At 69.7% G+C, this 14226-nt stretch carries 11 protein-coding genes; 5 read left to right on the top strand and 6 right to left on the bottom strand.

Annotation, left to right across the window (positions count from 1 at the left end):
- Positions 1-55 precede the first annotated feature (55 nt).
- Positions 56-3271 (bottom strand): SNF2-related protein, encoded by a 3216-nt coding sequence (locus ACFTWF_RS17820; protein ID WP_378462638.1) that lies wholly within the window; start codon positions 3269-3271, stop codon positions 56-58.
- A gap of 145 nt (positions 3272-3416) precedes the next feature.
- On the opposite strand from ACFTWF_RS17820, the gene mddA reads away from it, so the two are divergent.
- Positions 3417-4199 (top strand): methanethiol S-methyltransferase, encoded by a 783-nt coding sequence (mddA, locus tag ACFTWF_RS17815; RefSeq protein WP_378462514.1) that lies wholly within the window; start codon positions 3417-3419, stop codon positions 4197-4199.
- Position 4200: 1 nt separating this feature from the next.
- Here the strand turns inward: mddA and ACFTWF_RS17810 are convergent, their stop codons facing one another.
- From ACFTWF_RS17810 to ACFTWF_RS17790, 5 genes are all read right to left on the bottom strand, one after another.
- A complete protein-coding gene (locus ACFTWF_RS17810; RefSeq protein ID WP_378462513.1) occupies positions 4201-4932 on the bottom strand; it encodes an SDR family oxidoreductase in 732 nt (243 codons plus the stop codon).
- 16 nt (positions 4933-4948) lie between these two features.
- A complete protein-coding gene (locus tag ACFTWF_RS17805) occupies positions 4949-5425 on the bottom strand; it encodes a hypothetical protein (RefSeq protein ID WP_378462512.1) in 477 nt (158 codons plus the stop codon).
- A 78-nt stretch (positions 5426-5503) separates the two neighbouring features.
- On the bottom strand, positions 5504-7015 hold the full coding sequence (locus ACFTWF_RS17800) for an ATP-dependent DNA ligase (protein WP_378462511.1): 1512 nt from the start codon (positions 7013-7015) through the stop codon (positions 5504-5506).
- A gap of 178 nt (positions 7016-7193) precedes the next feature.
- Positions 7194-7976 carry a DUF427 domain-containing protein gene (locus ACFTWF_RS17795; protein ID WP_378462510.1) on the bottom strand — a complete coding sequence of 261 codons (783 nt, stop codon included), beginning with the start codon at positions 7974-7976 and terminating at the stop codon, positions 7194-7196.
- A 45-nt stretch (positions 7977-8021) separates the two neighbouring features.
- Positions 8022-8681: a DUF998 domain-containing protein gene (locus ACFTWF_RS17790; protein WP_378462637.1), complete on the bottom strand. Its 660-nt coding sequence runs from the start codon at positions 8679-8681 to the stop codon at positions 8022-8024.
- Between the two features lie 137 nt (positions 8682-8818).
- On the opposite strand from ACFTWF_RS17790, the gene ACFTWF_RS17785 reads away from it, so the two are divergent.
- The 4 genes from ACFTWF_RS17785 (at position 8819) to ACFTWF_RS17770 (ending at position 14207) form a co-directional block, all read left to right on the top strand.
- Positions 8819-11728, top strand: a complete 2910-nt coding sequence (locus ACFTWF_RS17785; RefSeq protein WP_378462509.1) for an FAD-binding and (Fe-S)-binding domain-containing protein — start codon at positions 8819-8821, stop codon at positions 11726-11728.
- 1 nt (position 11729) lies between these two features.
- Positions 11730-12158, top strand: a complete 429-nt coding sequence (locus ACFTWF_RS17780) for a pyridoxamine 5'-phosphate oxidase family protein (RefSeq protein ID WP_378462508.1) — start codon at positions 11730-11732, stop codon at positions 12156-12158.
- A gap of 142 nt (positions 12159-12300) precedes the next feature.
- A complete protein-coding gene (locus ACFTWF_RS17775) occupies positions 12301-13896 on the top strand; it encodes an FAD-dependent oxidoreductase (protein WP_378462507.1) in 1596 nt (531 codons plus the stop codon).
- The gene (locus tag ACFTWF_RS17770; RefSeq protein WP_378462506.1) at positions 13893-14207 is read left to right on the top strand and encodes a 4Fe-4S dicluster domain-containing protein; all 315 of its coding nucleotides are present in this window, start codon (positions 13893-13895) and stop codon (positions 14205-14207) included. The genes ACFTWF_RS17775 and ACFTWF_RS17770 overlap by 4 nt, the downstream gene beginning before the upstream one ends.
- The last annotated feature ends 19 nt before the right edge of the window (positions 14208-14226 follow it).

Raw genomic sequence — 14226 nt, 5'->3', positions numbered from 1 at the left:
CAACTCGGCGCGGTTCTGTTGACTGTTGCGGCTCAACGGTTACTCCTCACTGCGATCATTGGAACAGGCTGCGGAGGTCGTCGGCGTCGAGCGTGGTGCTGAGCAGGGTGTCGGCGTCCATCACGCTCGCGAACAGTGCCGACTTCTTCGCCTTCAGCGCCATCACCTTGTCTTCGATCGTGTCCTTCGCGATCAGCCGGTACACCATCACGTTGCGGGTCTGCCCGATGCGATGCGCCCGGTCGACGGCCTGCGCCTCGGTGGCCGGGTTCCACCACGGGTCGAGGATGAAGCAGTAATCGGCCTCGGTGAGGTTCAGCCCGAAGCCGCCGGCCTTGAGGCTGATCAGAAAGACCGGGGCGTCGCCCTCCTTGAAATCGCGGAGCACGTCGCCGCGGCGCCGGGTGCCGCCGTCGAGGTACGCGTGCGCGATGCCCGCGTCGTCCAGACGGTCGCGGACCTTCCCGAGGAACCCGGTGAACTGGCTGAACACCAGCGCCCGGTGCCCACCGGCGACGACGTCGGCGAGCTGTTCGAGCAGGGCATCGACCTTCGCGGACGGGACGTCGTGGTACTCGTCGTCGACCAGCCCGGCGTCGAGGCTCAGCTGCCGCAACAGGGTCAGCGACTGGAGGATGGTGAAACGGTTCTTGTCGACGTCGGCGAGCAGGCCGAGGATCTTCTGCCGCTCACGCTGTAGGTGCGTGTCGTAGACCTTGCGATGCTTCGGGTGCAGTTCGACGTCGAGCACCTGCTCCTGCTTGGCCGGAAGATCCTTCACCACTTGTTCTTTGGTCCGCCGCAGCATCAGCGGTTTGACGCGGCGGCGCAGCTGCGCGAGCAGTTCGGCGTCGCCCTGCTGCTCGATCGGTTTGCGGTAGTAGTCGGTGAATCGGGCCGGATTCGGGAACAGTCCCGGGGCGGTGATCGACAGCAGCGACCACAGCTCCATCAGGTTGTTCTCCATGGGCGTGCCGGTGATCGCCAACGTGAACGGGGCCTCGAGCCGGCGGACGCACTGGTAGATCTTGGACTGATGGTTCTTGGTGAACTGTGCCTCGTCGAGGATCAGCCCCGACCACGTGCACGCCGCATACCCCTCGAACTCGAGGCGGAACAGGGTATACGACGTGACGACGATGTCGGCGCCCTGCACCAGTTCGCCGAGCGGAACTTTGCGGCGTTTGAGGGTGTCGGCGATGGCGACGACAGTCGCGCCCGGGGCGAAGCGGGCGGATTCGGATTCCCAGTTCGACACGACACTGGTGGGGGCGACGATGAGGAACGGCGGAGCGGCCGGATTCGATTGCCGCGCATGACAGATCAGCGCCAACGCCTGCAGTGTCTTGCCGAGCCCCATGTCGTCGGCGAGGATGCCGCCGAGCCCGTGTTCCCACAGGAAGGCGAGCCAGCGGAACCCCTCCAACTGGTACGGGCGCAGCTGGGCGTCGAGCGTGTCCGGGGCGTCGACGTGCCGGACGGTGCCCGGTGCCAGCAGGCCGTCCACCTGCTGCCGCCACGCCGTCGCCTGACGCTCGACGGTGCCGAGCGCCGCGAACTCGTCCCACAGGCTCGCCTGGAACCGGCTGAGCCGCAGCGTCCCGTCGGCGCGGTCGTGCAGTGCCCGCGCTTCGTCGATCAGTTTCCGCAGCGTGTGGAGTTCGGGTTTGTCGAGGGAGAAGTAGGCGCCGTCGGGCAGCAGCAGTTCGGTCTTCCCTGCGCTCAGTGCGGAGAAGACCTGGTCGAACGGGACGTCCCGGCCCTCCACGGTGAGCGTGACGCCGAGGTCGAACCAGTCGGTGCCGCCCTCGGACGCCGTGGTGGAGACGCCGATGGCCAGTGAATCGCCGGCCTCCCGGTAGTCGGCCGGCTCGCCCACGACGTCGACGGACACGTCGGACTTGCCGCCGAGCAGGGGGAGGACCTCGGTGGTGAACCGCATCGTGTCGAGTCCGCGCAACGCCGTCGATTCCGGGCCGTCCGAACCCAATCCGTACCTGTCCCAGACGATGTCGAGCTCGTCGAGCAGTGCGCGTTCCCGGGCGCCGTCCCGGTAGTCGTCGCCTTGTGTCCGGGCCGCGAGCGGCGCGCGATGCTCGTCGTCGCCGACGGTGTACAGCCATTCCCAGTCGACGGTGACCTCGTGGTCGGGCAGATACGACGCCCGCATCACGAGCGTCGGCTCGGAGATCGCGGGTGGGACGAACGAGCCGTCCGAGGAGATGATTGTGGCCAGGTTCCGCAGCTTCGGCAGGAAGTCCGCCAGGAACCGGGGCTCTTCCTCGGCCGGAACCTCGATGCGTGTGCCTCGGCGCACCAGGTCCTGCAACGGGGCGGGCACGGGGGCGCCGAGCCGCGCGAGGTGAATGCGCTCGTCGGCGTCGACGTAGAACAGGCCGTGAGCCCGAAGACCGATGAAGCCGACGGTCGCTGCGTGGACGGGTTCGCCGTCGACGCGGACCACCGGTCGCACGACCAGGGCGTCGAGGGTGTCGTCGTGGGTGGCGTCGAGGCAGATTTCGGCCGAGCCGGCCGGGGCGAGAGCGCCCAGTCGCTTGGACGTGTGGATGAGCTCGACACCCACCCGGGCCGCCTCGTCCAGGAGTGGCCACAGCTGGCGGCTGGGAAAGACGCCGAGGTCGAGATCGGTGTGGTTCTGGCGGCGATAGTTCAAACCCCCGCCGGCCAGCAGGTGGATCTCGTGCAGCACGCGGATCTGCTCGGCGGGATGCTGGAATTGGCTGCCCAGCTTGTTCCACGCCAGCCCACCGACGATCCAGCCCTTCGAACCCGGCTGGACGGGCCGGACCAGCAGTTGAGGTCCCGAGTCTCCGGCCGCCGCCGATACGCGGAACTGGATGGCGAGCGGCGAACGCCGTCCGGAATCGCCGAACGGATCGTCCGGGGCGAGCAGCGAGCCGAGCGAGCGTTCCCACGTGGGGGCGACCGCCGCCTCCGCCTCGGACCTCGCCTGCCGTATCGCCGTGATCAGCAGGGCGGCGACGTGCTTGCAGTTCATCGCGACCGGGCATGTGCAGATTCCGTACCGGTACACGGTGCGGCCGGAACCGGACGCGAGGAACGCCGAGGCGATGTATGGCTTCGGCGCGGTGCCCGCCACCTCGCCCCACAACTCCTTGGCGGACGGATCCCACGCCGTGTCCACGACCGCGTGCTCCCGGGCGTACTGCTCGCCGCGGGTGTAGGTGGTGGTGCCGAGGACCGACTTGATCGACGCCACGTCGATGTCGCGGAATTCCCCAGGCAGCATGGCCACAGGATAGTCAACCGATCCGACACGGTTCGCCGCCCGATCGGGGTGCCGCGAACCCCACCCCAGGGTTCCTTGTTCCGCACCGCGCCCGATCGGAGACTTCGGTGGGTCGGGGGAAAGCCCAGAGATCGGAGAGAACACCATGGCCGAGATGGTCGAAACACGGCGGGCACACCGCCCGCACGCGGTCGCCCGCAGCCTGATGACGGCGTACGGAACGGTCGTGTACGCCACGTTCCTCGTCGTGTTCGTGTACGCGATCGGATGGGTCGAAGGTCTCGTCGTGCCTCACACGATCAACGACGGACCCGACGCCCCCGTCGCCGTTGCCGTGGTCGTCGACATGGTGCTGCTGACGATCTTCGCCATGCAGCATTCCGTGATGGCCCGGCCCTGGTTCAAGAAACGCTGGACCAGGGTCGTCCCGGAGCCGATGGAGCGGTCCACCTACGTCCTGTTCGCGACGGCCGCACTGGCGCTGCTGATGTGGCAATGGCGTCCGCTGCCCGACCAGATCTGGGACGTGGAGACGAACTGGGTCCGCGTCGCCCTGTATGCGGTCTCGCTCGGCGGATATGCCCTCGTGCTGGCCGCGACGTTCGCCATCGACCACTTCGATCTGTTCGGGCTCCGCCAGGTGCTGCGCAACCAGAGTGGAAAGTCGGCTCTGCCCAGCCACTTTCGGACACCGCTGCTGTACCGGGTGATCCGGCACCCGCTGTACGCCGGTTTCATCATCGCGTTCTGGGTGGCGCCGACGATGACGTGGGGTCGGCTGCTGTTCGCAGTCGGGACCACCGGCTTCATCCTCGTCGCGGTGCGCTTCGAGGAGCACGACCTGGTCGACACGTTCGGCGACGACTACCGCACCTACCGCAAGCGGGTGCCGATGCTCGTCCCGAGGGTCGGCTCGCGGGCGCGGTAGCTCACAGACCGCCGGCGACGGCGATGGTGGTGGCGGTGACGTAGGACGCCTGGTGGGACAGGGCCCACAGCACCGCCTCGGCGATCTCCTCCGGTTGCGCGACCCGGCCGAGTGGCACCCTACCTGCCACTCGGCCGGGCCGTCCCGGGTCGCCGGCCGCGGCGTGGATGTCGGTGTCCGTCGTGCCGGGCGCGATGCCGACGACGCGGATGTTCGCGCTCGCCCACTCCCGCCCGAGTCCCGTCGTCACACTGTCGACGGCGGCCTTCGACGCGGCGTACCCGACGTATTCGTCCGGTGCCCCGGTGCTGGCGGCCACCGAGCTGAGGTTGACGACGACACCGGGCCGGCCCTCCCGGATCCAGTGCTCGGCGGCCGCGCGGGCGTAGTTCAGGATGCCGAACACGTTGATGTCGAACACCTCCCGCAGCGCCGCGTCCGGGGTGGCGAGGAACGTGCCGAGCGGCCCGGTGGTCCCCGCGTTGTTGACCACCGCGGTCAGCTGCCCGCGCTCGTCGGCCGCGCCCACCACCGCGGCAGCCAGCGCGGCATCGCGCACGTCGGCCCGCACCGCGGTGGCGCGGATGCCGCACTGGTGCACCAGGTGCTCCGCGGCCTCCTCGTCGTGCAGGAACGTGAACGTCACCTGATACCCGCGATGAACGGCGAGACGCACCACGGCGGCGCCGATGCCGCGCGATCCACCGGTGACGAGGATGTGTTCGGACACCATACGAGCGTAGCCCGGGTCAGCGGTTCGGCCGCCCGAATGTGATGCTCGGTGCCGTCACGGTGATCGACGCGATCCGGACTGCCAGACCGGGAGGCGTCGGCGGCTCGGCGTCGATGATCGTGGGGTGATGGTCGACCTCGTCGGGCGACGGCCGGGCCGGCGCGAACACGCTGCGGACCACCCCGATCGGCGTGCGGGCGATCGCGTCGGCCGACTGCTGGATCTGTTCCAGCGTCCGGACCATCGTGTCGACATTCTCCGACTGCCGGGTGGTGCTCACCGCCTCGACCACCGGCCGCATCGTCCGCAGCAGGAACACGACCTCCTCCATCAGTTCCTCGGTGAGCCGGAGGATGTGAAACGACGTCTTCGCCACCTCGATCGGCACGGTGACGGTGCACACGGCGATGCGGACGGGTCGCTCGGCGGCGGCGGTTGCTCGATCGAAGGTGCGTGCGACTGGGGACGGAATGAAGCGGGAAACGAATGTCACTGGTCGACCCCCTCGCGGCACGACGACTTGTTTGCCGGGGAGGCTACCGCCCCGGCGCGCGCCACGCACGACGAGCACTCACCCCGGCAGCAGGGCCCGGACGGCGTCGATGGTGTCGGCGTCGGCGGCCGTCTTGTCGGGGCGGTAACGCAGGACCCGCGCGAATCGCAGTGCGAGCCCGCCGGGGTAACGCGAGCTCACCTGGACGCCGTCGAGTTCGATCTCCACGACCAGGTCGGGGTGCAGGTACACGGTGTGGTCGTCGCGGCTGCGTTCGTGGCGCGGGAATTCGTCCGTCTGCCACTGCAGCAAGGCGTCGGTGAGGCCCTTGAACGTCTTGCCCACCATGATCGGTGCGCCGCCGTCGGGGTCGCGCGCGCCGAGGTGCAGGTTGGATAAGAAGCCGGTGCGCCGCCCGTACCCCCACTCGGCGCCGAGCACCACCAGGTCGAGGGTGTGCTCCGGTTTCACCTTCTGCCAGGCGCGGCCGCGTCGTCCCGCCGCGTACGGCGCGGTCAGCGACTTGACCATCACCCCCTCGTGCCCGGCGGCGAGGGCGTCGTCGAAATGGGTTGCGGCGCCTTCGCTGTCGGGGCGGATCAGTCCGGGGATGCGGTGTTGCGGGGCGACGCGTTCGAGAGCATCCAGCCGCTCCTCCAGTGGTGCGTCGAGGAGGTCGATGCCGTCGAGGTGCAGGCAGTCGAAGAAGTAGGGATGCAGCAGCAGGTCGCGGGCGGACTCGGCGCCGAAGCGGCTCATCGTCTCCTGGAACGGCCGGGGGCGGCCACTGTCGGTGAGCGCCAGCGTCTCTCCGTCGAACACCGCCGACGTGCACGGCAGGCCGGTGACGAGTGCGACGAGTTCCGGCACGCTGCCGGTGATCTCACGCAACGTGCGGGTGAAGATGCGCACCTCGTCGCCGTTGCGGTGCACCTGGATCCGCGCCCCGTCGAGTTTGTATTCGACGCTGACGTCGCCGCCGAGTTCGGACCACGCGTCGGCGAGGGATTCGGCGGGGGAGGCGAGCATGGGCCGGACCGGACGGCCCACCTCCAGCCGGAACGCGGTGAGCGCGTCGACGCCGCCGTCGAACGCCGCGACCGCGGTCGCGGGCAGGCGCCCCGACAGCATGAACGCCCGGCGCACCGGTTCGACGGGGAGATCGGCGGCCGCGGCGATCGCGTCCGTCATCACCCCCTCGAGCGCGCCCTGGCGCAGGTCGCCGGTGAGCAGCCGCAGCAGGAAGTCCCGCTCGTCGGCGGTGGTGCGGGCGAACAGGTCCGCGAGCAGCTCGCGTCGGCGTGCGGCCGAGCCGGACCCGGAGACCTCGGCGACGGCGGAGATGGTGCCGTCGACGTCGGACACCGTGACGGTGGGGACGTCGACGGGGGCGGCGGGAATGTCCGCGACTGTCCGCCAGCCGATTCCGATCCGGCCCTGCCGCAGCTCCCCGGACAGCCACGCCACCACCGGTTCCACCTCGGCCGGCTCCAGCCGGGTAAGGACCTCGCGCAGCGCCCCGACCTTCACCTTGCGCGACCGGGTGGCCCCCACGTCCCGGGACGTCGCGACGATCTGCGAGAACAGCACACCCCGACGGTAACCGGAACGTCCGGTGGGCGGTCAGAATCCGGCTGATCCAAACCCTGGGCCGGCCAGGCTGCCGTTTCTACGCTCTGCCGGAACTGCGGCGCCGTGGGATCGTCGGCACCGACTACGTCGGCGGCACGTTCCGGGACAATCTGGAATTGCCGCCGCTGCCGGCCCGCTAGTTCTCCAGCGGTGTGCCGTCGACGACGATCTTCACGCGGTCCGGGTAGAACGACACGTGGTCGTCGATGCCCGACGCCTCGGCGGTGGTGAACGGGTAGAACCAGCCGGCATCGTCGACCGGCGCGGAGCCGTCCGACCCGGTGAACGACAGATACGACGCCGTCCCCTTGTACGGGCAGGACGTCCGCGTGTCGGAGGCGGTGAAGAACTCCGAGCGCACGTCGAGGCGGGGGATGTAGTAGCGCACCGGCAGCGACGTCTCGAACAGCAGTCGCGGGCGCACGGTGTCGGCGACCAGGGTGTCGTCGATGAACACCTCGACGTGCCGGGACGACGGCAGCACGTCGACGCGGACGTACGGGTCGCGGGCGTGGACGAACACCTGCTGATCCTCCTCGTACCAGGCGTCCATCTTGTGCCAGTAGAACGCGACGTACGGGCTGAGGTCCAGGGAATCGTCGAGCTTCGCGTCGTAACCCCACACGGACTGTGCGGCGCGACGGTCGCCGACGACGAGATCCCAGTACCGCGCCTTGCCCTTCCACGGGCACGTCGTGGTCGCGTCGACGGGCTCGAGGAGGTCGAACGCCACGTCGTCGCGGGGAATGTAGTAGACGGGCAGGTGTCCCTTCTCGAACAGGTACACCGACCGGGTGGTGTCGGCGACTACCCGACCGCCGAAGAACACCCGGATGCGCTTGTGGTTGGGTTCGAGCGAGATGCGGCCGTTCTCCGCGAACTGCTGGACAGCGGCGGCATGTGTGAGAGCTGTGGACATCACTCCATGGTGGCACCTTCGGCGCGCCGTGCGCCTTTTTGGTAGTCAGGGCAACCGGAACGGCGCACGGGTGCGGAGCGCGGCGACACCGGCGGTCGCGACCCACACCGTGAAGGGGTAGAGGGCCAGGCGCTCGGTGATGCCGAACGGGGTGCCCGGAAGCAGGAGCGCAACCATGCCGACAACCCCGAGGAGTCCGCAGAGACCGGTCCACACCGCGAAGGCCCGCCACCGCGGGTAGAGCCCGATCGCGACGACGATCATGGCGGCGTTGCGCGCGACGAACGTCGGGGTCGCGACGATCTGGTGCAGGTGCGCGTCGACGTTGATCGGAATGAAACCCGTCAGGGCGGCACTGACGGCGGCCATGGCGAACAGCGCCAGCACGACGAGTCGGAGCCGTCCCGGTGGCAGAAACTCCCGCAGGCACACCGCCCCGACGAGGATGAGCACCCCCGTCAGCACGAAGGCGCTGTTGATCACCGCGTGCAGCGGCGAACAGAGGCGGACCGCGGCGGCCTGGGCCGCGGAACCGTCGCAGCCCGTGACACCCAGGTTGCTGACCGAATTGGTCCGCACCACGTACGGCTGCGGCCAGGCGTGCGCGGTCACGGCCTCGGCGACGAAATACAGCGGGATCAGCACCCACGCGGCGGCGCCCACCCGCACAGCGGACAGTCGCTGCGCGGGCGACGACGTTCTCACGACGCTCACCCCTCCGTACCGTACCGGCTCACCGAGTGGATTGTTGACAATCCTCGGGGGCGGCTCGACGATGTAGCCATGGCCCCGTTGACGAGAATCCCGGTAGCCGACTCCGACGAGACGGGACTGGGCAACGCGTGGCTGCGCTGACCCACGCCGCCGCCGACCTGCACGCCGAACTCGCCGGGCAGGGCATCGACCTCGACATCGGATCGCGCCGGCGCGCCGAATATTCGTTCGACGCCTCCAATTACCGGGTGCCGCCGCTGGCCGTGGCCTTCCCGCGCAGCGCCGGAGACGTGGTGGCGATCGTCCGGGCCTGCACCGACCGCGGCATTCCGATCACCAGTCGCGGCGGCGGCACGTCACTCGCGGGCAACGCGATCGGCAGGGGAGTGGTGCTCGACTTCTCCCGGCACATGAACCGCGTGCGGGCCGTCGACGCGACCGCCCGCACGGCCGTCGTCGAACCCGGCATCGTCCTCACCGACCTGCAGAAGCGGGTGCAACTGGCGACCGACGGCGCGCTCACGTTCGCGCCCGACCCGTCCAGCAAGTCCCGCGCGACCGTCGGCGGTGCGATCGGCAACGACGCCTGCGGCAACCACTCCGTCCGCTACGGCCGCACGTCCGATCACGTCGTCGCGCTCGATCTGGTGACGGCGGATGGGCACCGGCTGACCGCGACCCGCGACGGGCTGCGGGCCACCGACCCGGACGACGAGTCTGCGGTGCGCGAGGCCGAGCGGATCGCCGCCGGACTGGGCGCGCTGACGCAGGAGCACCTCGGCGACTTCCGGCTCGAACTCGGTCGGATCCCGCGTCAGGTATCGGGATTTCATCTGGCGAACCTGCTGCCCGAGAACGGCTTCGATGTGGCCCGTGCCCTGGTGGGAAGCGAGGGGACGTGCGCGGTGATCGTGGCCGCGACCGTCGCGCTGGTGCCGGTACCGCCCGCGGCGATGCTGCTGTGCCTGGGATACCGCGACCTGGTGGATGCGGCCCGCGACAACGCGCTGATCCTCGACTACTCGCCCGCCGCGATCGAGGGCATCGACTCGGCAATCGTCGACACTATGCGGCACCTGCGCGGCGCCGACTCGGTGGTCGGGCTGCCCGACGGCGAGGCCTGGCTGTACGTCGACCTGGACGGCGACGACCTCGACGAGGTGAAGCTCCGCGGGGCCGAACTGGTCTCGAAGCTGCGGGCGGCCGGACGGCTCGTCGACTCGCGGGTGGTCGGCGACCCGGCGGAACGCGCGTCGCTGTGGCGGGTGCGCGAGGACGGCGCCGGTCTGTCGGCCCGGCTCGTCGAGGGCGGCGAATCCTGGACGGGCTGGGAGGATTCCGCCGTCGCACCCGACCAGCTGGCCGACTACCTCGTCGACATCAAGGCCCTGCTCGCCGAATTCGGCCTCACCGGCGTCATGTACGGGCACTTCGGCGCCGGCTGCATGCACATCCGCATCGACTTCGACCAGCGCACCGACGAGGGCCGGGACGTGATGTCGCGGTTCATCCACCGCGCCGCCGAACTGTGCGTGCGGTTCGGGGGATCGATGTCGGGCGAGCACGGCGACGGTCGCGCACGGTCGGCGCTGCTGCCGATCATGTACACCCCCAACATGATGGCGGCGTTCGCGACGTTCAAACGGCTGTGGGACCCGGCGGCCGTCCTGAATCCGGGCAGCATCGTCGACCCCGAACCGTTGCTGGGCAGCCTCGCCCTCGACGGCGTGAACCCGCGGGCGTGGCAGACCAGCTTCGATCTCACCCCCACCAGCGACGTCCCGGTCGCACCGTTCGTCCACGCCGTCCAGGGGTGCATCGGTGTGGGCCGCTGCCGGGCGTCGACGGGCGGCGTGATGTGCCCCAGCTTCCGGGCCACCGGCGACGAGAAGGACTCCACCCGCGGTCGTGCCCGCGCCCTGCAGGAGATGGTCCGCAACTCGCCGACCGTCGCCGACGGCTGGCGGTCCGAGGACGTCAAGGAATCGCTCGACCTCTGCCTGTCCTGCAAGGCGTGCTCCACCGACTGCCCGGTGGGCGTCGACATGGCCACCTACAAGTCCGAATTCCTCGACCACCACTACCGCGGCCGGCGGCGTCCGCTGTCGCACTACTCGCTCGGCTGGCTGCCGGTGTGGCTGAAGGTCGCGGAACGGTCCGCGCCCGTGGTGAACCGGCTGACGGCAGGCCGGCTCGCGAAGGTCGCGGCCAGTTTGGGCGGTCTCACCCCGCACCGCACGATGCCGGAGTTCGCGTCGCGCAAGCAGATCCGTCGGGAGGTCGGGGAGACGTCGGAGAACGGCGCCGCGGACGTCGTGCTGCTCGCCGACACGTTCACCCGCGGGTTCCGTCCCGAGGTGGTCGGCGCCGCGTCCCGGGTACTCGCCGAGGCTGGCCTGAGCTCGCAGTGCCGCAGCGACGTCTGCTGCGGGCTCACCTGGATCTCCACCGGACAGCTGAAGCAGGCGAAGAAGACACTCGCGCGGGCCGCGGCGATCCTCGACGACGGCACCGACCGTCCCATCGTCGTCCTCGAACCCAGTTGCGCCGCCGCGTTCCGCAAGGACCTGCCCGAACTCGTCCACACCGACGCCGCACGTCGCGTCGCCGCCCGGATCCGGAGCTTCGCCGGCGCGATCGTCGAGCGCACCGATGCCGGATGGACCCCGACCGTGCCGCTGCCCGACGACGTGACCGTGCAGACCCACTGCCACGAATACGCGGTGTTCGGTGCGGCGGTGCAGCGGAAGGCGCTGCAGGCGGTCGGGGTGCCGCGGGTGCGCGAGGCCACCGGATGCTGCGGCGTCGCAGGAAACTTCGGGTTCGAGGCCGACCACTACGAGCTCAGCATGCAGGTGGCCGAACAGGCCCTCGCCCCGGCGCTGCGCGACAGTCCCGCAGAGGCCGTCGTGCTGACCGACGGATTCAGTTGCCACATGCAGGTGCGGCAACTCGACCCGGACCGATCGTCGAGGCATCTCGCCCAGCTGCTCGATCCCGCACCACCGTCGAAAACCGAACACGAGAGCGGAGACTGACATGTCGCAGTTGTCGATGACCCCCGAACAGCGCGAGAAGTTCCTCGCCGACCTGCACGTGGGGGTGATCGCCGTCGACCGCGACGGGCGGGCACCGCTCGCCGTGCCTATCTGGTACGGCTACGAACCCGGCGGCCAACCCTACGTGTGGACCGGTCGTGGGTCGATGAAGGAGCGGCTGATCCGCGCCGCCGGCCGCTTCAGCCTCGTCGCCCAGGACGAGAAGCCGCCGTACCGGTACGTAAGCGTCGAAGGTCCGGCGGAGTTCGACGAATCACCCACCGCGGACATCGTCCGCGGACTCGCCGCCCGCTACCTGCCCGCCGCGGAGGTCGACGGGTTCGTCGAGCAGGCGTACGACGACAACGCGATCGTCATCCGCATGCAGCCCGAGCACTGGCTGAGCGTCGACTACGGCAAGGGCGCGTAGCGCCCGTGCGCCTTTGTGGTAGCTGGGACAACCAGAAAGGCGCACGGGTGATTCGGTTCACGGTGATTCTGACGATGGTGGGGACGTGCGATGTGCGGAAGCGTTGAAGGGCAGTTGTTCCGCCTCGACAGGAGCGCCCTTCATGACCGAACTTCTCGACCTGAGCACCGACGTCCTCGTCATCGGCGGCGGCCCCGCAGGGACGTGGGCCGCGCTGCGCGCACGGCAATCCGGGGCGGACGTCGTCCTCGTCGACAAGGGGTACTGCGGCACCAGCGGCGCCACCGCGCCTTCGGGCACCGGCGTCTGGTACGTCGACCCCGACCCGTCCGCGCGGGCGGAGGCCAAGGCCAGCCGCGAAACGCTCGGCGGGCATCTCGCCGACCACCACTGGATGGACCGCGTCCTCGACCAGACGTACGCGAACATGAACCTCCTCGCCGAGGAGGGCCGGTACCCGTTCCCGGTCGACCCCGACACCGGCAGGCAGATCCGCACCGGACTCCAAGGGCCTGAATACATGCGCCGGATGCGGGCATGGGTCAAGAAGGCGGGCGTCCGGATCCTCGACCACTCACCGGCCCTCGAACTGCTCGTCGACACCGACGGCCAGGTGCGCGGTGCGGCGGGCTATCGACGCCAGGCGGACCGCGACTACCGGATCACGGCGGGTGCCGTCGTGATCGCGAGCGGCGGCTGCGCATTCCTGTCCCGCGCACTGGGCACGAACGTCGACACCGGCGACGGCGCGCTGATGGCCGCCGAGGTGGGTGCCACGTTCTCCGGCATGGAGTTCTCCAACGCGTACGCGATCGTCCCGGCCAACTCCACCATCACGAAGACCGCCTACTACGGCTACGCCACGTTCTTCCACGCAGACGGAAGCGTCCTCGAGGGCGCCGGCTCCACCAAGGGACGGTCGGTGATCGCGAAAACGCTGCTGTCCGAGCCGGTGTTCGCGCAACTCGACCGCGCCGACGACGAGGTGCAGCGTCAGATGCGGCTCGGCCAGCCCAACTTCTTCCTGCAATTCGACCGTCGCGGCATCAACCCGTTCACCGACCGCTTCGAGGTCGGCATGCTCGCCGAGGGCACGGTACGCGGGACCGGCGGCATCGAGGTCGTCGACGACACGTGCGCCACCTCGGTGCCGGGACTGTTCGCGGCGGGCGACGCCGCGACCCGGGAACGTATCTGCGGCGGCTTCACCGGCGGCGGCAGCCACAACTCGGCGTGGGCGATGTCGTCGGGTAGCTGGGCGGGCACCGGGGCCGCGCGTTTCGCGCGAACCGAACGTCGTGTGCGGGCAGGTGAACTCCGCCCCGCCGGCCGGGCAGGTCTGCGGCCCACCCAGCGGTCGGGGTTGGAGGCGTCCACCGTCGTCGCGGCCGCGCAGGCGGAACTGATTCCGTACGAGAAGAACTACCTGCGGGACGGGGCCCGGGTGCAGGAGGCGCTCGACGAACTGGAGTCGCTGTGGACGGCGTTGTCGCTGGGCCTCGGCGGCGGCTCCGGGGACGAGCGGGTTCGGGCCCGTCAGGCCGCCGCGATCACCGCGGTGGGCCGGTGGATGTACCACTCGACGCTGGCGCGGACGGAAACCCGCGGAATGAGCAAGCGCGCCGACTACCCCGACCTCGACCCCGCGCAGCACCACCACATCCTCACTGGTGGTCTCGACGACGTCTGGACCGCGACCGGTGAGACGCACAGCGGCCTGTTGCGAGTGGCCTCGTGATCGAACTGCTGCTGGCCGACGCGTGCATCGGCTGCGACAAGTGCGTCGACGCGTGCCCCACCAACGTGTTCGACCGCACCGACACCGGGATCCCCGTGATCGCGCGGCAGTCGGACTGCCAGACGTGCTTCATGTGTGAGGCGTACTGCCCCGTCGACGCGCTCTACGTGGACCCGCAGTCCACACCCCTCACCGACGGGCAGGACATCCCCCACGAGCACATCGGCCGATACCGCGAGAAACTCGGCTGGGGGAAGGGGCGAGCCCCGGGCACCCTCACCGCCGTCGGGCCGAGCAGGCTGCGCCCGTGAGTGCGTAACGAGTCCCTGG

This window comes from Rhodococcus sp. NPDC056960 (assembly GCF_042674125.1).
Lineage (GTDB): Bacteria > Actinomycetota > Actinomycetes > Mycobacteriales > Mycobacteriaceae > Rhodococcus_F.
Note: the sequence above shows the minus strand (reverse complement) of the source record. Positions and strands in the feature narration are given on the sequence as shown.

Coding starts and splice junctions, on each gene's coding strand:
- ACFTWF_RS17810 (WP_378462513.1), bottom strand. CDS start 4,932: ATGGTGTCCGAACACATCCTCGTCACCGGTGGATCGCGCGGCATCGGC.
- mddA (WP_378462514.1), top strand. CDS start 3,417: ATGGCCGAGATGGTCGAAACACGGCGGGCACACCGCCCGCACGCGGTC.
- ACFTWF_RS17780 (WP_378462508.1), top strand. CDS start 11,730: ATGTCGCAGTTGTCGATGACCCCCGAACAGCGCGAGAAGTTCCTCGCC.
- ACFTWF_RS17775 (WP_378462507.1), top strand. CDS start 12,301: ATGACCGAACTTCTCGACCTGAGCACCGACGTCCTCGTCATCGGCGGC.
- ACFTWF_RS17820 (WP_378462638.1), bottom strand. CDS start 3,271: ATGCTGCCTGGGGAATTCCGCGACATCGACGTGGCGTCGATCAAGTCG.
- ACFTWF_RS17795 (WP_378462510.1), bottom strand. CDS start 7,976: ATGTCCACAGCTCTCACACATGCCGCCGCTGTCCAGCAGTTCGCGGAG.